We start from the raw sequence: 19982 nt of genomic DNA on the forward strand, positions 1-19982 counted from the left end.
TTTTTGCAAATAAATACTTATATTTAATTGCCATTATATAACCAGTTTAACCTGCTATTATCCCGCTTATGAAAAAGATAGTTTTATCGCTGTTAGCGGCATGGTATTGCTCTGTGCCTGTTTTTTCACAAAATAATAAACCGGTTTTACCTTCCGTTTCTTTAGATGCTGTGGTATCGCGCCTGCAAACTTTATCGGCCAATAAAGCGGTTGAAAAAGTGTACTTGCATTTGAATAAACCTAATTACAATGCAGGCGATACCATATACTTTAAAGCATATGTAACCCTGGGCGAACAGCATGAGCCTTCAAAGTTAAGCGGCATGTTGCATGTCGACCTGGTTACCCCCTCCGATTCTCTGCTGCAAACAATCCCGCTGCAAGTGGTTAATGGCTCGGCCGCAGGTGATTTTAGTCTTCCCGGTATCTTGCCCGGAGGAACCTATCGTATCAGGGCTTATACTAAATGGATGATCGATAACGGGCAGAATTTATTTGACCGGCAGGTAAACGTCAATGGGAAGGCATTTGCGGGCAATAAAGCGTTAGTGGTTAAAGCAGGTAAACCTAACATCGCTTTTTTTCCGGAAGGGGGAAGTTTTGTAAACGGTATACCAACCAAACTGGCCTTTAAAGCTGTAAGTGCAAACGGGCCGGGGCTTGATGTTAAAGGTGTTGTGGTTGATAACACCAATGCCGAAGTAACCAGGTTTGAATCGAAACACCTGGGCATGGGGCTTATATTTATTACTGCCGAAGCAGGTAAAATTTATAAAGCTGATTTAACATATGCCGATGGTACCAAAGCGATAGTTGATTTACCGAAAGCCGATAACGAGGGGATCACATTGATGGTTAACAATGATAATCCGGATAAACTTGGCATTGAAATAAATGCCAATAAAGCTTATTACCTTAAAAATAAGAACAAAGAAATAGGTATAATTATTTATTCGGCCGGTAGTATCCGCTCGGTAAAAACCGTGCTTGATAACCAGGTGCTCGACCTAAATCTTAATAAAAAAGATTTTAAAACAGGTATAACCCGGATAACGCTTTTTTCGGAGCAGGGCGAACCACTCAATGAGCGCCTGGTATTTATCCAAAATCCCGACCTGTTAACAATTACCTCTGTTAGCGATAAACCTTTATACCCGGTAAGAGGAAAGGTGCATATTGCTATCAATACTAAAAACAAAAACGGAGAGGCGGTTAAAAGCTATTTATCAGCAGCAGTTATTGATGCCGGTAAAGCGTCTGTAACCGGAGATGATGAAAATAGCATATTATCAAGTCTGCTGCTAACGTCTGATCTGAAAGGGGCAATTGAGCAGCCCAATTATTATTTTGCTGATGTTAGCAATGATACCCGGTTTAACCTGGATGTATTGATGTTAACCCAGGGGTATCGCCACTTTGAGTGGAAGCAAGTGCTCAATGACAACAACACTGCCGTAGCTTATACTGCCGAAAACGGTTTCGATGTATCGGGCCAGGTAAAAACAATTTCGGGGAAGCCGGTTGATGGCGGTACGGTAACCCTGATGCCGCAGGCAGGCGGGGCTTTATTAACACAAACCACCGATCAGGATGGTAATTTTACTTTCAAAAACCTGGTTTATGATGATAAAACCCCGTTCATGATCCAGGCTAAAACAGCCGAAGGGAAAAGTAATACCAAAATATCCATTTCTCTGGCAAAGGCGTTAACAAATATTAAAACCGGAGATTTGATGAGCCCGGCACAGGGGGTAAACGGTGCGGGCTTTGATAAAACAACGCAACAGCCGGTTTACATAGCTGATGCGAATAGCAGGGCACTTAATGCGGTTACTATTAATGAAAGAGGTATTAATGCCGGTAAACTTACTACAGAGGTTTTGGGGAAAAATAACCTGCGAGACCAAAGCACCCTGTCAAACGGGTTGCAGGGCCGTTTAAATGGTGTTGTTTTGAGACAAGGCGTACCCTACCTGGCTGATAAGGTGAACCCGGCCATGCAGGGAGGGCCAATGTTGATCGTAGTTGATGATACCGTAATACCGGCCGGAACAAGTATCGATAATTACAATGCTGCTGATGTTGAAAGTGTAAATGTGTTAAAAAATAACGATGCTACCATATATGGTGTAAGAGGGGCAAATGGGGTATTGGTGCTCAAATTGCGGAAAACTCAAGCTCCGGTTGTTTCAAATAATGTGATGTCGCCAGGCTTACTGTATTTTACAGCAAGGGGTTTTTACAAAGCCCGTACCTTTTATTCACCGGTTTATGAAGCATCAACAGGTGCTGATAAGAAACCTGACGCAAGAACCGCTATTTATTGGAACCCCGATATTGTAACTGACAAAGATGGCAATGCCTCGTTTGATTTTTTTAATGCAGATAGCAAAGGTAATTACCGTTTGGTGATGGAGGGTATTGATGAAGCAGGCAATATAGGACGGAGCATATTAACTTATAAGGTACAATGATGCCGGCGCATAAAAAACCCTGCCATGGTAGGCAGGGTAAAAAAACCACAACAATTGTTTAACCTTTGGGCTATGAATCCCTCCGGTCGATTCCTAATTGCAATATGATCTTTCAATTATTAAACAATATAAAATCAAAATAGTTTAACCACCAGGTGTTTATTTTCAGTGTTTTATGTGTTAAAATCACCTCTCGAAGGTATTTAAACGAATAGTTGTTTTTAAACCAAATTTCAATCTATCTTTATATTAAACAATTTATGAGAAATCTTATGAAAAAATCATTTCAGCTCAAAGCAGCATTCCTGTTTGCTTTCGCCTTATTAGTATCAGCGGTAACCTTTGCCCAGGACAAACCAGCAAGCCCGCGCGATAGCGTTAGCGGTACAGCGGCTGGTTCAACTATTACTATTAACTATGGCAGCCCATCGGTTAAAGGCCGTAAAATTTGGGGCGGTCTTGAAGCTTACGGTAAAGTATGGCGTGCAGGTGCTAACGAGGCCACAACTTTCACAACAACAAAAGATATCAAAGTTGAAGGTAAACCACTGGCAGCGGGTACTTATAGCTTCTTCCTGGTCCCTGCCGAAAACGGTACCTGGACAGCTATCTTTAACAAAGTGGCCAAACAATGGGGCGCGTTTAAATACGATGAGTCAAAAGACGCCCTGCGTGTAAACGTAAAAACCAAAGCCGCGCCGATGCACGAAAGATTAGTTTATACAGTTGATGCAAAAAGCTTTTGCATGTTCTGGGATAAGATTGTAGTGCCGGTGTCTGTAAGTAAATGATATTCAGTAACCTTATTTTTCACAATTTTGAAAGCCTCCTGCCAAGGGGGCTTTTTCTATTACCCGGGTTTTTAGCGCGCAAAAGCATTCTTTTTTAAACCTGAACCCTAAAGCGCTATATTTACCTTAGATAATGCGCTACCCAACCAACAAAAAACCTGTACTAAAAAGGATCATCGCGATAATATCATTGGCATTGGCTATTTTTTTGCTGATGCTGTTTGCTGATCATCCGGCCGCTGTTGAACGTTATTATGCCAATGGTTTTTACATTATCATTTGCCGGGTTTTTCATTCCATTTTAAACGTATTTCCGTTTAGTGTTGGCGACATTATATATATAGCCGTGGTTATTTATTTGATCTATGCGGTGATCAGGTTAATGGTCTTGCTGTTTAAAAAAAGGTTCCAAATGGCGGGGAGACTTTTTTTAGGATTGGTTATAGGTATCCAGGCGGGTATTGTGGCTTTTTATTTGTTGTGGGGAATGAACTATTTCAGGCTGCCGGCCTCCGAGCGGCTTGGGCTCAGCGACACGGCTTTTACAACCGCCGATCTTAAAGCCGTAACCCGCATCCTGATTGACAGCGCCAACGTTACCCGTGCACGGCTTACACCGGCAGACTGGGCCCAAAGTAATACCCATATTTATAATACAGCACGGCATGCCATTGGCGTACTCAGTAAAGATTCTGTTAATTTCAGGGCTTATAATCCTGATATTAAACCATCGATATTGACGCTCTTATTAAATTATATTGGCACCTCGGGCTATTATAACCCTTTCACCTCCGAAGCCCAGGTAAATTACCAGATGCCCATTTTTAACCGGCCCTTTGTGGTATGTCATGAAATGTCGCACCAAATGGGGTATGGGGCCGAAGATGAAGCTGATTTTGCGGGTTTTGTCATCGCCGTAAAATCGCACGACAGGTTATTGCGTTATTCGGCATATCATCTCGCCGTGCAGGAATTCATGCATTCGCTTGGTGCCCGTGATACCCTTGCTCATAAAGAACTCAAAGCGCTCATCAGTAAAGATGTACGCAGCGATTATATCACCGAGCGCAATTACTGGCTGGCCTATGAAAACAAGCTGGGTGCTATAAGCAGTATTTTTTACGATAATTTCCTGAAAGCCAACAACCAGCCCCAGGGCCTCGAAACCTATAACCGCATGGTGTTGTTAGCTATGGCGTGGTACCGAAACCAATGGTTGTCATCGGATTCGCGTCATTAGCTTCGCGTCATTTTGTTTTACGTCATTTTGCTACGCGTCATTGAGTCATTTTGAAAGGCGATATGCAACTGTTTTTTGGAATTATTGAGCCATGAAATACAAACAAATGACTTAATGATGCAAAGCAAAATGACTCAAGGTAAATGACCTAATGACGCGAAGCAAAATGACGCGAAGTGAAATTGAGCGTAGCAGATAAAAAAAATGCGTTCCGTATCTCACCCCGGAACGCACACAATATCACGTCTCAAATGATATTGAATCAACTAAATCTCAGATATCATCTTAAATGTGTACCCAAGCTCTTTATATTCGGATACCGGAGTGGAAACCGGTACAGAAATTTATCAAATGTTAACTGTACAGTTTTAAAGTACAGCAAATAATTACCTCAAAAAGCCGATTGTAAATATTTGAATAAAAACGGCGCTGCTATGTAATTATTATGAATTAATCTCCAAATTTACCTCAAAATCTTTAAAAAGCCTCGTTTACTTCACATTTATATGGATAAATTGTTTGGTAAAATTGCTGTTACTATAAAAGCAAATTTTATTATTGTTTCAATGTTTCTTCCTGCTTTGGTTTTTGCTCAAAAAATTAATCAAAAGGAAATAAAACGGGAGAAAACATTAGCAAAGTCAGTAACCATTATCAGGGATAATTGGGGAGTTCCTCACATTTATGGAAAAACAGATGCAGCTGTTGTTTTCGGATTGATGTATGCCCAGTGCGAAGATAACTTTAAAGGCATTGAACGTAACTACCTTTACCAGTTAGGTAAACAGACCGAGGTTGACGGCGAAACTAATTTATATACCGATGTGCAGCTGCAACTGATTGCCGATAGTGCCGACGCCATCAAAGATTACAAAACAAGCGCCCCTTGGTTCCGGAAACTATTGGATGCTTTTGCCGATGGCATTAATTATTACCTGTACAAACATCCCGAAGTAAAACCCAAAGTATTTAAACATTTTGAACCCTGGTACGCGTTGATGTTTACCGATGGCAGCGTTGCCGCTACCGAAACCGGGGGCATTAAACTAAGCGAAACCAAAGACTTTTACAGTACCGCCCCCGAAAAGCTTGGCGCGGTGATCAGCCAGCCCGCAAAAAATATTTATGATATGGTGAACGAGCGCGAAACCGGTTCAAATGGCTTTGCTATAGCACCATCCAAATCGGCATCGGGCCATGCTTTGTTGTATATCAATCCGCATGTGCCGTTCTATTTCCGCAGTGAGGTTGAGCTGGTAAGCGATGAAGGCCTTAATGCGTACGGGGCCGTTACCTGGGGCCAGTTTTTTATTTATCAGGGTTTCAACAAGCACTGCGGATGGATGCATACCAGTGCCTATGCCGACGTAGCCGACCTTTATGCCGAAAAGGTGAGCAAAAAGGATGGTAAATGGTATTACGAATATGATGGTAAGCTAAGGCCCGTTATCACCCGCGAACTATCTTTCAAAATAAAGAATAACAATGAGATTGAACAGCGCTCTATAACAGGCTATTATACCCATCATGGCCCGGTGCTGGGTGCAAGGGATGGTAAATGGCTGGCACTTAAAGCCAACAACCGTTCATACAATGCCCTGGTTGAGTCATGGCTGATCACCAAAGCCAATACCCTGGCCGAATACAAAAAGGCCATGAACATGGTATCAAACGCTACAAACAGCACTGTTTATGCCGATGATAAAGGGAATATCATTTTTTGGTATGGCAATTATATTCCTAAACGCAACCCTAAGTATGACTGGAGCCTGCCGGTTGATGGCAGCACATCAGCTACCGAATGGGAGGGTGTCCACAAACTGAGCGAGATCATCACCAATACCAACCCCGCCACCGGCTGGATCCAGAACAGTAATTCAACGCCGTATACGGCGTCGGGCACGTCAAGTCCGGATAAAAGTAAATACCCGGTTTACATGGCCCCCGACGGTGAAAACTACCGGGCGGTAACTGCTATCAGGATTTTAAAAGATGCGAAAAACCTTACGCTTGATGACCTGGTAGCCAAAGGGTATGACCACTACCTGGCCGCTTTTGATGATCTGTTACCATCACTTTTCAAAGCTTATGACGCCGCTCCCGATTCGGTTAAGCAATCGCTTGCCGGGCCAATAAAGGTCCTGCAGCAGTGGGACAGGAATACCGCTATCCATTCTGTAGCCAGTTCGCTTGCTATTGAATGGGGCACCCTGATGATGAAAGCGCTGCCGCCGCCTCAAACCGATCAGGAAAGCACTTTTATTACCCGGCGCTTTCAAACGCTGGTTAAAACCATAAGTCCGGCGCAGCAGTTGGCCTGGTTAAACGATGTACTTCAAAATTTGCAAAGCCGTTTTGGCACCTGGAAAGTGGAGTGGGGAGAGATGAACCGTTACCAGCGCCCGGATGATGGCATTACCTTTGATGATAACAAACCCAGTATCCCGGTTGGTTTAACAGGATCGGGCTTTGGACAGCTGCCTTCGTTCCAGAGCCGCACCATGAACACCAACAAGCGGTATGGATATTCGGGCAATAGTTTTATCGCTGTTGTGGAATTTGGTACACGGTTAAGGGCTAAAAGCATCGTAAACGGCGGCAGCTCTTTTGACCCTGCATCAAAAAACTTCACCGATCAGGAGCAGGGCATTATTGACGGTAAATTTAAGGACGTGCTGTTTTACAAAAAAGATGTTTTAAAGCATGCGCAGCGCACCTATCATCCCGGCGACTATTTTAAATAGTAAAAAGTATATTTGGTAAGTTAAAAAATGAAGAGAACCCTGTTAATTGCCTTATTGTTGTTTTGCAGCGCAACGTTATTTGCCCAAAGCATAACCATTAATGATCTGGCAAATATCTCCAATCTTTCAAACGCCGAAGCACACAACTATCTTACCCTCGGAAAAAAATTCAAGCGCCAGTATCTCCAGGATGTTAATGGCAACAGCATTGAGCACCTGAACAGGATAGGGCCGGATAATAAGGAAGAAACCATTGTAATAGGCGTTAACAGCAAGCTAAGCAGCGGGGCTATATTGCGTACCGTTACCTATACCACTTCTACACCGCAACACATCATTAACTTAATAGGCCAGGCAAAACATATGGGCCTGATCATGAAACTCCACGGCTCTGATATTAAAAACGACATCTATCTGTTTGATAATGATTTTTTCCATATCGTAATATTCCTTAATCATGATAATATCTCCGGCTCGGTAGAAGTACACCAAAAGGAATATTTAGGATTTGATTGATTCTGAACCGTGATTTTCGGGATTAAAGGATTGCCGGGATGATAGTCGAAATATTTAAATTTTGTCCATTTAAACAATTCAAAAAAAGCCGGTTCACCCAATAGATTCCTTGAAAATCCCGGTTCAGAAAAAATCAGGACAATCCTTTAATCCTGAAAAGCATGGTTCTGATCTATGCCAAAATAGTTGAACATTTTGTTTAATTCCCGATAACTATTTACCTGCAAACCTTATTTCTTTGTATTACCGATATAAACTTTTTTGAGAGCTATTCTATGAGTAAGCGATACTGTTTAACCCTCGATCTGAAAGATGACGCGGCGCTCATTGCCGAATACGAAAAATATCACCAGGCTATTTGGCCCGAAATTCATGACAGTATTATCGCCAAAGGAATCACCAAAATGGAGATCTACCGTTTTGATAGCCGCATGTTCATGATCATGGAGGTTGATGATACTTTCAGTTTCGAAAAATCGGCAGCTTTAGATGCGGCAAACCCTAAAGTAAAGGAATGGGAAGATTTGATGTGGGGATATCAGTCGCCGGTAAAAAATGCGCCCGCAGGTGCAAAATGGGTTTTAATGGACAAAATTTTCTCCTTATAAATAGAATAGTTATGCTAAAGAAACTACAATTACTGTTGATGTTTGTATTGCTGATGGCCCCATCGGTATTTGCGCAAAAAATGATAGGCACCGAAACCGACGCCCAGAAAGAGAAACGCATGGAATGGTGGAAGGACGACCGTTTTGGCATGTTCATTCACTGGGGCCTATACTCGCAGGCCGCCCGCCACGAATGGGTAAAGCATAACGAAAAAATTGATAATGCAGGTTACCAGAAATATTTCGACCAGTTTAACCCTGATCTTTTTGACCCGCAAAAATGGGCAAAGCAAGCCAAAGCAGCCGGAATGAAATACGCGGTATTGACCACCAAGCACCACGAAGGATTTTGCCTGTTCGATTCAAAATTTACCGATTATAAAGCTCCCAATACCAAAGCCAAACGCGACCTGGTACGTGAATATGTGAACGCCTTCAGGGCACAGGGTTTAAAAGTGGGTTTTTATTATTCACTGTTAGACTGGCACCATCCCGATTATATAATAGATGAGCATCATCCGCAGTCACCTGCCGATAAAAGTGATGCATCATACGCTAAGCTGAACAAAGGACGCGATATGGCCAAATACCGCCAGTATATGCGCGATCAGATCACCGAGTTGTTAACCAAATATGGTAAAATCGATATCCTTTGGCTTGATTTTTCTTTCCCCCGTAAGGATGGGCATGGTAAAGGTAAAGACGATTGGGGATCAGTTGAATTGCTTAAGCTGATCAGGAAGTTACAGCCAGGCATCATTGTAGATAATCGCCTTAACCTGGAAGAGTATAAAGACGGCGCCGATTTTGAAACCCCTGAACAGGTAAGCACCGCCGAGTTAGCTAAATACCGCGGCAAGACCTGGGAAACCTGCCAAACCTTTTCGGGCTCATGGGGGTACTACCGTGATGAAAATACCTGGAAAACCCATCGTCAACTGCTCGATCTGTTAATTACTTCGGTAAGCAATGGCGGCAACCTGATCCTGAATGTAGGGCCAACCGCCCGCGGCGAGTTTGACTATCGTGCTACCCGCGCGCTGGATAGCCTGGCTTACTGGATGCACGCCAACAGCAAATCGGTATACAACTGCACGTTTGCTCCTGATACTTATAAAATACCCGAGGGAACCAAGCTTACTTATAACAAAGCCGCCGGTAAACTGTATATACATTTGTTTAACTATCCGCAAGGCAAGCTGGTTTTGCCTGGTTACAAAGGCAAGATCAAATACGCGCAGTTTTTAAATGACAGCTCGGAGCTTTTATATAAGGAGGGCAGCGGTGACGACCTGGAGTTAACGCTGCCTGCACAAAAACCGCCGTATGAAATTCCGGTAATTGAACTTACGCTTCAGCAATAAGCAAAAAATATTGTCCTTACTAAAAAAAGGACCGATCATATACAAATAATGTCAACACAAAAAGAAACATATTTAAGGATCCATCCGCATGATAACGTACTCGTAGCCTTACAGGACCTGCCGCAGGGAACCGTTATCACGTTTGATGGACAGACTTTTACACTGGTAGATAAAGTAGCAGCTAAACATAAATTCGCCATTAACGAGCTGCCGGTAGGCAAGGAAATTTACATGTACGGCGTACTGGTAGGCAAAGCCTCGGCCGTCATACCGCAGGGTGGTTTGTTAACTACCGAAAATGTACACCACGCGGCCGAAGGTTTTCACCTTGGCGAGCGCAAACTACAATGGCACCAGCCTGATACGGCTAACTTTGAAGGCAAAACCTTTATGGGCTACCACCGTGCCGATGGTTCGGTAGGTACAGGTAACTACTGGATTGTGGTACCGATGGTTTTTTGCGAAAACAGGAATATCAACGTATTAAAGGAAGCACTGGTTGATAAGCTGGGCTACAAAAAAGCCAAAAGCTACGAGGGCGATGTGGAGCAGTTGATGGAACTTTACCAGGCCGGTAAATCTGTTGAGGAAATTTTGAACGCTGATATCCAGGCATCCGAAGATAAGCCAAACTCTAAACGCTTGTTCAAAAATATCGACGGCATTAAATTTTTGAGCCATAGTATGGGTTGCGGCGGCACGCGTGAGGATTCCGATACACTTTGCGGCTTAATAGCCGGTTATGTTACCCATCCCAACGTGGCCGGCGCAACCATATTAAGCTTAGGCTGCCAGCATGCGCAGGTAAGCATTTTGCAAAATGAAATTGCCAAACGCGATGCCAATTTCAGTAAACCGCTGGTTGTACTGGAACAGCAAAAAGTAGGTACCGAAAGCGAATTATTAAAACAAGCTTTGAAGCAAACCTTCGCGGGTTTAGTGAAAGCCAATGAAACTACCCGTCAACCTGCACCGTTGTCAAAATTGTGCGTTGGTTTGGAATGCGGCGGCTCGGACGGTTTTTCGGGCATTTCGGCTAACCCGGCATTGGGTTATTTATCCGATCTGCTGGTTACCATGGGCGGATCCGTGATCCTTTCAGAGTTCCCTGAGCTTTGCGGTGTGGAGCAGGAACTGAGCGACCGTTGTATCGATGTTGAAACCGCTAACCGTTTCATGCACCTCATGACTACTTACAATGCACGTGCAGAGGCGGATGGATCGGGCTTTTATGCTAACCCATCGCCGGGTAATATCCGCGATGGATTGATCACTGATGCTATCAAATCGGCCGGTGCGGCGAAAAAGGGTGGCACTTCACCGGTAACAGCGGTATTGGACTACCCGGAAAAAGTAACCAAACCGGGTTTGAATTTACTATGTACCCCCGGCAGCGATGTGGAAAGCACCACTGCCGAAGTTGGTGCAGGCGCCAACATCGTACTATTCACCACAGGTTTGGGTACGCCTACAGGCAACCCGGTTACCCCGGTCATCAAACTATCAACCAATACGGCCATGTTTGAGCGCATGCCCGATATTATAGATATTAACTGCGGTACCATTATTGAAGGTTCTGAGACCATTCACCAGGCCGGCGAGCGGATTCTGGATTACGTGATAAAAGTAGCCAGCGGCGAAGCAGAACCAAAATCGGTAAAACTTGGCCAGGATGATTTTATTCCGTGGAAGAGAGGGGTGTCGTTGTAATATAGAAGGTTGTTGGTGACAACACCAACAACGGCGAAGTTGTAAGCAGGCCCACCCAACCCTCCCCGGAGGGGGAGGACTTTTGAATGGCGTGGAGGCATAAAGTTGTTGCTGACAACACCACAACGGCGAAGTTTTTAAATCCCCTCTTGAGAGGGGGCGCGAAGGGAAAGGGCGTAAGCAGGGGTGTGTTTTTACGATTTGTTTTCGAAGCATAAACACACCCCTACACCCCTCTCAAGAGGGGAATCGCGCGTTCCCATCGTTTTTGGGAAGCAAAGAAGAAATATTGATAAACCATAAAAACAAAGTCTTCCCCTTTAGGGGGAGATTTAGAGAGGGCTTATGTTCAAACTAACCAATAAATCAGTAATTGTAACCGGCGGCGGCAGCGGCATAGGTAAAGCTATGGCCGTATTATTTGCACAACAGGGTGCCGAAGTTCATATCATCGAATTAAATGACCAGGCGGCAGCCGATACCGTAACTGAAATAACTTCGGCAGGTTGCAAAGCAACCGGCTATGCGTGTGATGTTAGTAACCAGCAGCAAGTGGTTGATACTTTTACCAAAATAGGTAAGATAGATATCCTGATCAATAACGCGGGCATAGCGCATATTGGCAGGGCAGATAATACCAGTACCGAGGATTTTGAGCGTGTGTTTAACGTGAATGTTAAAGGCGCTTACAACTGCCTTTACGCGGCCCTCCCGGCAATGAAAGCCAATGGCGGCGGCGTGATCCTCAACACGGCTTCCATAGCAGCCAGCGTTGGCATTACCGACAGGTTTGCTTACTCCATGAGCAAGGGTGCAATCCACGCCATGACTTTATCTGTAGCACGTGATTTTCTGCATGATAATATCCGTTGTAACTGTATTTCACCGGCAAGGGTGCATACTCCTTTTGTGGATGGCTTTATTGCTAAAAACTATGCGGGCAGGGAAGAGGAGATCTTCGAAAAGCTCTCTAAAAGCCAGCCGATAGGCAGGATGGGCAAACCGGAAGAGGTAGCCGCTTTGGCTCTATACCTGTGTTCGGACGAGGCTGGTTTCATTACCGGTACCGATTACCCTATCGATGGCGGCTTTATCACCCTGAACAATTAAACCTGACTTGATATGATTAAAAAGCTATTATTAATGGGTATGTTGCTTGGCGCCGTACGCGCGGGCGCTCAAACCTACACGCCAACGGCCGACAACCTTGCTGCAAGGCAAAACTTCCAGGATATGAAATTTGGCTTGTTTATTCACTGGGGTATTTATAGTGAACTGGGCGCGGGCGAGTGGGTGATGAACGAAAAACATATCCCTTATGATAGTTATAAACGCCTGGCCGATTTCTTTAATCCGCAGGCTTTTAATGCCCACGACTGGGTGATGTTTGCCAAAAAAGCCGGCATGAAGTATATCACCGTTACCTCGCGTCATCATGACGGGTTCAGCATGTTTGGTACTAAAGCATCGCCGTACAATATTGTTGATGCTACGCCTTACCACAAAGATCCCTTGATGGAACTGGCGCAGGAATGCGTTAAGGAAGGCATCGAACTGCATTTTTACTATTCGCTATTGGATTGGGGCCGTAAAGATTACGCCTACGGCAGTCCGATAGTTGACGGCAAGCCCGCAAATGGCGACTGGGACAGCTACATCAATTTCATGAAAGCGCAGCTTACGGAGCTCATTACCAAATACCCCGGCGTTAAAGGCATTTGGTTTGATGGCCACTGGGAGCGTGATGTTAACTGGCATTATGACGAGATCTACGGATTGATCCATAAACTGAACCCTGCTATACTGGTAGGCAACAACCATCACCTTGAACCTAAAGAAGGCGAGGATTTCCAGATGTTTGAGAAAGACCTGCCTGGCGCTAACACCACCGGTTTCAGCGGCAAATCGAAAATTGGTGCCCTGCCCCTAGAAACCTGCGAAACCATTAACAATAGCTGGGGCTTTAACATTACCGACAGGAGCTTTAAATCATCTAAACGCATTATCCATTACCTGGTTAACGCGGCCGGCCTGAACGCCAACTTTTTATTGAACATAGGCCCGATGCCAAACGGCAAAATTCAGCCTGAATTTACCGATACACTGGCTGTTGTAGGCGCCTGGGTACAAAAAAATGGCGAAGCGATTTACGGTACCCGCGGCAGCGGTATTCCGGCACAGCCATGGGGAGTTATCACTCAAAAAGATAAAAACCTGTATGTGCATGTGATGACAGCACCGCAACAACCATACGTTTTCATTCCGCAATTAAAAGGAAAAGTAACTAAAGCAGCATTACTGGCCGATGGCAGCGCGGTGAAATTTAAACAACAAACCGAGGGCGTGTTTGTATATCTTAGCGGTGTGGCAACCGACCCTAACGATACTATTATTAAACTGACAACTAACTAAAAACATACAAATGAAGCTTATACGATTTGGCGAAAGCGGTAAAGAGAAACCGGGAGTTATCCTGAATGATAAAAAATACGATGTATCGGCCTTCGGCGAAGATTACACCGAACAGTTTTTTGAAACTGACGGACTTAGCCGCCTTGCTGATTTTATAAAAGATAACTTACTACCCGAAGTTGCTGATGATGTACGTTTAGGCAGTCCTATCGTGCGCCCTTCGAAACTGGTTTGTATTGGTCTTAACTATGCCGACCATGCTAAAGAAACCAATGCGCCGCTGCCGCCCGAGCCGGTGATCTTTATGAAAGCAACCACCGCTATTGTTGGTCCGTTTGATGACATCATGATCCCTAAAAACTCTGTAAAAACCGATTGGGAAGTGGAACTGGCTGTGGTTATCGGCAAAAAAGCATCGTATGTGGAAGAAGCCGAGGCTATGGACTACGTAGCCGGTTACGTGCTGCACAATGACGTAAGCGAGCGCGAATTTCAACTGGAGCGTAATGGTACCTGGGATAAGGGTAAAGGCTGCGACACCTTTGCGCCGCTTGGTCCGTTTTTAGCTACACCTGATGAAATTGCTGATCCGCATAACCTGCGCCTGTGGCTAAAAGTTAACGGCGAAACCATGCAGGACGGTACTACCTCAAACTTTATATTTAACCTGCCGCACCTGATCTCGTATACCAGCCAGTTCATGACCCTGCTGCCGGGCGACATTATCTCGACAGGTACACCTGCAGGTGTTGGCTTAGGGATGAAGCCGCCGATCTACTTAAAAGCAGGCGACGTGGTAGAATTAGGTATTGAAGGCCTTGGCGAATCAAAACAAAACCTGATAGCTTATGCTAAAAATTGATGCACATCAGCATTTCTGGCAATACAACCCGGTAAGGGACAGCTGGATCACTGAAGACATGCAGGTAATAGGGCGGGATTTTTATCCCGAAGACCTGTTACCTGTACTGCAAAAACACGGCATGGATGGCAGTGTCGCCGTTCAGGCCGATCAGTCGGAAAAGGAAACAGAATTTCTGTTAGATCTGGCATCCGTTAACCCCTTCATCAAAGGGGTAGTAGGCTGGATAGATTTGAAAGCCGATGACCTGGAAGACCGCCTGGATCATTTTAAGAAATACGAAAAGCTTAAAGGCTTCCGGCATATCCTGCAGTCGGAGCCCGATGAGCAATATATGCTTGATCCGGCATTTAAAAAAGGGATTGCCGCTTTGGGTAAACACGGCTATACCTATGATATCCTCATCTTTCCTAACCATTTGCCATATGCCGCGCAATTGGTAGCTGAATTTCCGGATCAAAAGTTTGTGCTCGACCACATGGCCAAACCCTACATCAAAGCCGGGAAAATAGATGGCTGGAAACAGGATATCGAAAAGCTGGCAAGCTATCCCAATGTATCCTGCAAGGTATCGGCCCTGCTTACCGAAGCCGACTGGGACAACACCCCGGCAGCTTATTTTATCCCTTATATTGATATTGTATTCAACGCTTTCGGTATCAACCGGGTAATGTTCGGCTCCGACTGGCCGGTATGTTTGCTGGCCGGAGGCTATGAAAAAACAATGGAGGTAATGAACCTGTATGCCGAAAGACTTTCTGCGTCAGAGAAAGAGTTGTTTTTTGGTGCGAATGCGGCTGCTTTTTACGGGTTGTAGCTGGTGTTACTGTTGATGCAAATGACAGGCGATCCGTGGGGGACACGGATTGGGGAGATTAAATTAATTCATTACCCGGCGTTCGTGTCCTCACCAGAAGTGTTTGGAAGAAAAAAAAGCGAGGATTGTGCGATTCCCTCCCTTGGGAGGGGTTTCATTCACAGACTTATTCGCCCGAAATGAAGTATAAACCCCTCCCTGCCACCACGAAATCCAGCCGCACCCCTCCCAGGGGAGGGAATTAAAAATCTTCCGAACACATATGGTGTCCTCACGAACGCTTTTGTAATTTATGTCATTGGATAACCACCGCGGCTCCCCTGAAAAAATCGTAATGACGTGTAAAATACATTTAAAGATGGTGCGCGGGGCGCGTTAGTGATAGGAGCGGATACCTGCCTTGTGGCTAATGCCTGTGCAGTATGAGCGTATAGCACGGGCCGCAGGCAACGCCCATGTTCTGAACCGGGATTTGGGCGGATTATTCGGATTTATTGGATTTCTCTTGAAATATCTCCGGCTATTTAAAATCCTGTCCATTTCAGAGGCAGTTTAAAAACAAATAAAAAGCGCCATCGATATGACATGGTTTGATAAGTCTTAAGCCATGAAATTTCGCCTGTTAACGATACTTCGCCACTGTACTAAAATCACTAATCTGTACTGTATATTATTTATTTCAAAACGATAGGCTCTATTATCAATATGATAGCGCAGTGTTTGGTACGTTTAATTATAAATCAATTAAATATCAGCATAAATGTAATATTAAGGTAACACAGAGCGTCAGATATAAGTATGGCACACATTTAGCTGTATGTACACATGATGGGTATAAAATAACATTAAAAAGGCGAACCATTTCTCTCCCGATAACGTTATATGGGTACCAATCAGACTTAAATTTTTATGTTAGACGTTATGTACACAACCCTGTTACAAGTTGTAGTCCTGCTTGCGGTTTTCATTTTGCCGATGTTCATATTTGGCAAAAAGATCAGGAACAAAAAAGTAAAGACCGTTAATTATAAGATAGATACCGATACCTCTGAGGCCCGATATGCTATTAATGAAAATGGCTTCCTTGAAGAAATAAACACAGGCAAGCTGTCAAAGCACCGTAGTTGAGTGCAAAACATACAAAAGCAAAGCACGCTTTTGCCTGCTTTGCTTTTGTATTTAAAAACTGATCTTATTACTCCTGTTTTTTCAGAAGCCCTGCTCATCCGCACTTGGGCCGTAGCTGCCCGGTATCGGGATATCCAGTAAACGTAAATAAACTCCCAACTGTGCCCTGTGGTGCACAATCTGGCAATAAGTCATCCTGATCACTTCTGCTTTTGTACGTTGACTAAGGATCTGTTCGCCATTACGCAGCGTCCATGTTTTATCAAACGTACTACCATCAGCTTTTTGCAGGCTCGAATAGCCGTCGGCCAATGAATCCTCAAACAACTTCAGCAAATCGGCAGTGCCGCTTACCTTTTTAGGCTCGTAAGGTACTGTGGCAAAATCCAGTTCGTCGGTATTTAAGGTAATAGTAACCCAGGTAGGTAATTCAGCAATGTGGGTAGATAGCTGTTCAATGGTCATGCTTTTAGGGTGCGGTTTCCACTGGTATTTATCGTCGGGGATGCGGCTCAGCATTTTTTCGGTGGTTTGAGCTTCCTGCTCCATCTCCTGCAATAACGATTTCAAAGTGTCCATAAGTGTTGTTGTTTGTTTTATGATGTAAAATAACAAAGGGGTAATGACAGCCCTATGTCAGCAGGCACCGGGGAGGGTAATATTATTTTTCTGAACCGTGATTTTTGGGATTTTAGGATTAATCGGATTCTCTTTTTTAGATAAATGATTATATAAAACGGAACTTTTCCGTCAGCAGATAAGTTTCGGGTGAAAACAGGCAGAACAATGTTGGGCTTGTGTGGTTGCAAGGGCATTAGCGAATTTTGCCGGAAGAAGAACGGGTAAGGCCAGGCAAAATTTAGCAGCCGTGGTTATGCCTGTTTTGCAGGGCAAAGGCATGGCGAGGCATGGAGGGCAGCCTGTGCGGCAAAGAAACCTCTCTGCTGACTTGATTTTTTGGTTACTTTTGCATCAAGACAAAAGTAACAGCCACCGCGGCAATTGAGCGGCGAATGTATGTTGGTTAAAACCTAAGCCCAATTAAAGAATAATTTGGGCGTTGGCCGGGCTTTCCGCTCATACTGCACAGGCATTAGCCACAGGCCGGTATCCGCTGCAATCCCTAACGCTGGCTTTTGCTAATTTAAACTATGAACTACACTCCACCACAGCTCCGCACCGTTAACGTGATCCGTTACGTAACGCCTTTGCGCGAGGGCGGGTCATTACCGGCCATTGCCGAAGCTGATGACGAATTTTTATATGTACTGAAATTCCGCGGAGCGGGACAGGGCGTAAAAGCCCTCATTGCCGAACTTATTGGCTGCGAAATAGCACGCCTGTTGGGTTTTAAAGTGCCCGAATTGGTTTTCGCCAATCTTGATGAAGCTTTCGGTCGCTCAGAAGCCGACGAAGAAATTCAGGATTTACTGAAATTTAGTGTAGGGCTTAACCTTGCGCTGCATTATTTGTCGGGTGCAATCACTTTCGACCCGGCAGTTACTGTGGTTGATGCCAAACTGGCTTCGCAAATAGTTTGGTTCGATTGTTTGCTTACCAATGTGGACCGTACCGCCCGTAATACCAATATGCTGATATGGCATAAAGAATTGTGGATGATTGATAACGGCGCCGCGCTGTATTTTCATCACTCATGGAATAACTGGCAGGAAATGGCTACCCGCCCGTTTTTACAGGTGAAAGACCATGTGCTGCTGCCCCGCGCCAACCAGCTTGACATTGTTGATGTCGAATTTAAGGAGATACTAACACCCGAAAAGATCCGTGATATTGTAGCCTTGATCCCCGATGAATGGATCACCTACCGCGATTTTGAAGAAACGCCTGACGAAGTGCGGAATATATATGCCGAGTTTTTGATAACCCGGTTGGCCGCTTCAGAAGTATTTGTTAACGCCGCAAAACAAGCCCTATATGCAGGTATTTGAGTACGCCATAATCCGCGTTGTACCAAGGGTGGAGCGCGAAGAGTTTATCAATATAGGGGTGATCCTGTTTTGTCCCAAACAAAAATTTTTAAAGGTATTGTTCAAGGCTGATGATGCAAGGTTAGCTGCCTTTTGCGGTGACCTGGACCTGGATTGCCTGAAGGAAAATATCAATTCGCTTGAGCGCATCTGCAATGGCGAAAAGGATGCAGGGCCAATAGCGCAGCTTGATCAGCCCTCACGCTTCCGCTGGCTTACGGCTACACGCAGTACGGTGGTACAGGCGTCCAAAGTGCATCCGGGTATGACTGCTGATGCGGAGGCTACGCTGAACAGGTTGTTTGAGCAGATGGTATTATGATGATATTTGCCCGTGAGGACACAGGCAAAGGGGAAGAAAAAAGCTCGCGCTCGTTTGTAACGAGTGCGTAGCTGGGTTTGCGTTTATAACGCACAGGCGATACAATCGCCAAACCATATTAAGCACTCGTTGAAAACGAGCGCAAGAAGGGACGAATTCACGCCAGTTTATATTACAATAACATGATTGAAAAGCTTAAGTCAATTGGAGGAGTTGAAAAGAATCTCTTTTGTGCCGATCATAAGCAACAAGTGGAAAGCGCCTTTCTAAGTATAGAGGTAACATTTAATTCGCTTTTGCCGCAGTCTTACAAAGACTTATATATAGATATAGGTGCTTTTTCCTTTTTAGAACTTATTTGCGCGAAATGTATTGACGTAAATCCAATTATGCTAAAGGGAAATAAAATAAGTGTTGGCGATTTTTATTGTATTATCGGAAATAATGGATTATCAATAACTCAAGTTCTTTCAACTTTTCAGGAACAATTACCCGTTGGCCTATTACCAATCTGTGATGGCGAATTAGGAGATATTATATGTATGAGCCTTCGGCAGGCTGACTACGAATACATTTATTATTTCCATCACGAAAGTCCGCCTGGTAATGATTTATTTCTAATTGCAACAGACTTTGTAGCTTTTGTAATGAAATTGGAAATTTATGAAGAAGTTTAGCGTCTCAAAGAGCATTGATTCATTATCTTAGCTCTATCAATTTTCTTCTTACTATGTTTTGGACTCCTTTAAGAATTGCCCTCAGTATTTTTATACTTGCATTTATTATTTTGGCAGGAGTTTATTTTTTCCTTACACAGTATCCTATTCTTTAAAAAAGAAGAGATCGATAAGCCTCTCTCCGATGTTGATGTTGTAACCAGTAGAATTACTCTTCGCCGATGTTGGTGTTGTCACCATATCCGTTAACCTAAGGGATTGAATATGTCGTAAACAATCTCAAAGGCTGCTTTTTTCCGTTTCTTAGGTTCAATGAGCATGTTTTTTAT

17 protein-coding genes are annotated in these 19982 nt (G+C 44.2%); 16 read left to right on the forward strand and 1 reads right to left on the reverse strand.

The features are described from left to right. Positions 1 to 68 precede the first annotated feature (68 nt). The 13 genes from ABIC84_RS17570 (at position 69) to ABIC84_RS17630 (ending at position 16666) form a co-directional block, all read left to right on the forward strand. Positions 69 to 2474, forward strand: a complete 2406-nt coding sequence (locus ABIC84_RS17570) for a TonB-dependent receptor (protein WP_429264374.1) — start codon at positions 69 to 71, stop codon at positions 2472 to 2474. Positions 2475 to 2746: 272 nt separating this feature from the next. Continuing rightward, a complete protein-coding gene (locus ABIC84_RS17575; RefSeq protein ID WP_090528267.1) occupies positions 2747 to 3265 on the forward strand; it encodes a DUF2911 domain-containing protein in 519 nt (172 codons plus the stop codon). A 133-nt stretch (positions 3266 to 3398) separates the two neighbouring features. Continuing rightward, positions 3399 to 4505 carry a DUF3810 domain-containing protein gene (locus ABIC84_RS17580; protein WP_429264375.1) on the forward strand — a complete coding sequence of 369 codons (1107 nt, stop codon included), beginning with the start codon at positions 3399 to 3401 and terminating at the stop codon, positions 4503 to 4505. A gap of 506 nt (positions 4506 to 5011) precedes the next feature. After that, a complete protein-coding gene (locus ABIC84_RS17585) occupies positions 5012 to 7249 on the forward strand; it encodes a penicillin acylase family protein (protein ID WP_429264376.1) in 2238 nt (745 codons plus the stop codon). A gap of 27 nt (positions 7250 to 7276) precedes the next feature. Then, a complete protein-coding gene (locus tag ABIC84_RS17590) occupies positions 7277 to 7765 on the forward strand; it encodes a hypothetical protein (RefSeq protein ID WP_090528258.1) in 489 nt (162 codons plus the stop codon). A gap of 275 nt (positions 7766 to 8040) precedes the next feature. Continuing rightward, positions 8041 to 8373, forward strand: coding sequence for an L-rhamnose mutarotase (locus ABIC84_RS17595; RefSeq protein ID WP_426585381.1), 333 nt, complete (start codon positions 8041 to 8043; stop codon positions 8371 to 8373). 11 nt (positions 8374 to 8384) lie between these two features. Continuing rightward, positions 8385 to 9737, forward strand: a complete 1353-nt coding sequence (locus tag ABIC84_RS17600) for an alpha-L-fucosidase (RefSeq protein WP_429264377.1) — start codon at positions 8385 to 8387, stop codon at positions 9735 to 9737. A 48-nt stretch (positions 9738 to 9785) separates the two neighbouring features. Next, positions 9786 to 11447, forward strand: coding sequence for a UxaA family hydrolase (locus ABIC84_RS17605; RefSeq protein WP_429264378.1), 1662 nt, complete (start codon positions 9786 to 9788; stop codon positions 11445 to 11447). Positions 11448 to 11792: 345 nt separating this feature from the next. After that, positions 11793 to 12557 carry an SDR family NAD(P)-dependent oxidoreductase gene (locus ABIC84_RS17610; protein ID WP_429264379.1) on the forward strand — a complete coding sequence of 255 codons (765 nt, stop codon included), beginning with the start codon at positions 11793 to 11795 and terminating at the stop codon, positions 12555 to 12557. A 12-nt stretch (positions 12558 to 12569) separates the two neighbouring features. Continuing rightward, positions 12570 to 13859 (forward strand): alpha-L-fucosidase, encoded by a 1290-nt coding sequence (locus tag ABIC84_RS17615; RefSeq protein WP_373612804.1) that lies wholly within the window; start codon positions 12570 to 12572, stop codon positions 13857 to 13859. Positions 13860 to 13869: 10 nt separating this feature from the next. Then, complete coding sequence (locus ABIC84_RS17620) at positions 13870 to 14721, forward strand: fumarylacetoacetate hydrolase family protein (RefSeq protein WP_373612805.1); 852 nt, start codon at positions 13870 to 13872, stop codon at positions 14719 to 14721. Beyond that, the gene (locus ABIC84_RS17625) at positions 14708 to 15538 is read left to right on the forward strand and encodes an amidohydrolase family protein (protein ID WP_429264380.1); all 831 of its coding nucleotides are present in this window, start codon (positions 14708 to 14710) and stop codon (positions 15536 to 15538) included. The genes ABIC84_RS17620 and ABIC84_RS17625 overlap by 14 nt, the downstream gene beginning before the upstream one ends. A 921-nt stretch (positions 15539 to 16459) precedes the next feature. Continuing rightward, positions 16460 to 16666, forward strand: a complete 207-nt coding sequence (locus ABIC84_RS17630; protein WP_091166886.1) for a hypothetical protein — start codon at positions 16460 to 16462, stop codon at positions 16664 to 16666. Positions 16667 to 16747: 81 nt separating this feature from the next. On the opposite strand, the gene ABIC84_RS17635 is transcribed toward ABIC84_RS17630, so the two are convergent. Continuing rightward, complete coding sequence (locus ABIC84_RS17635; protein WP_429264381.1) at positions 16748 to 17245, reverse strand: DinB family protein; 498 nt, start codon at positions 17243 to 17245, stop codon at positions 16748 to 16750. A gap of 572 nt (positions 17246 to 17817) precedes the next feature. On the opposite strand from ABIC84_RS17635, the gene ABIC84_RS17640 reads away from it, so the two are divergent. The 3 genes from ABIC84_RS17640 to ABIC84_RS17650 all read left to right on the forward strand — a co-directional run bounded on the left by ABIC84_RS17640 (position 17818) and on the right by ABIC84_RS17650 (position 19653). After that, positions 17818 to 18615 (forward strand): HipA family kinase, encoded by a 798-nt coding sequence (locus ABIC84_RS17640; RefSeq protein ID WP_429264382.1) that lies wholly within the window; start codon positions 17818 to 17820, stop codon positions 18613 to 18615. Next, positions 18602 to 18976, forward strand: a complete 375-nt coding sequence (locus ABIC84_RS17645; RefSeq protein WP_090528220.1) for a DUF3037 domain-containing protein — start codon at positions 18602 to 18604, stop codon at positions 18974 to 18976. Before ABIC84_RS17640 ends, ABIC84_RS17645 begins: the two co-directional genes overlap by 14 nt. 182 nt (positions 18977 to 19158) lie before the next feature. Beyond that, positions 19159 to 19653: an SMI1/KNR4 family protein gene (locus ABIC84_RS17650; RefSeq protein ID WP_426585399.1), complete on the forward strand. Its 495-nt coding sequence runs from the start codon at positions 19159 to 19161 to the stop codon at positions 19651 to 19653. Positions 19654 to 19982 lie beyond the last annotated feature (329 nt).

Origin of the sequence: Mucilaginibacter sp. 3215, from assembly GCF_050433785.1 — a bacterium.
In the GTDB taxonomy this organism is placed as follows: domain Bacteria; phylum Bacteroidota; class Bacteroidia; order Sphingobacteriales; family Sphingobacteriaceae; genus Mucilaginibacter.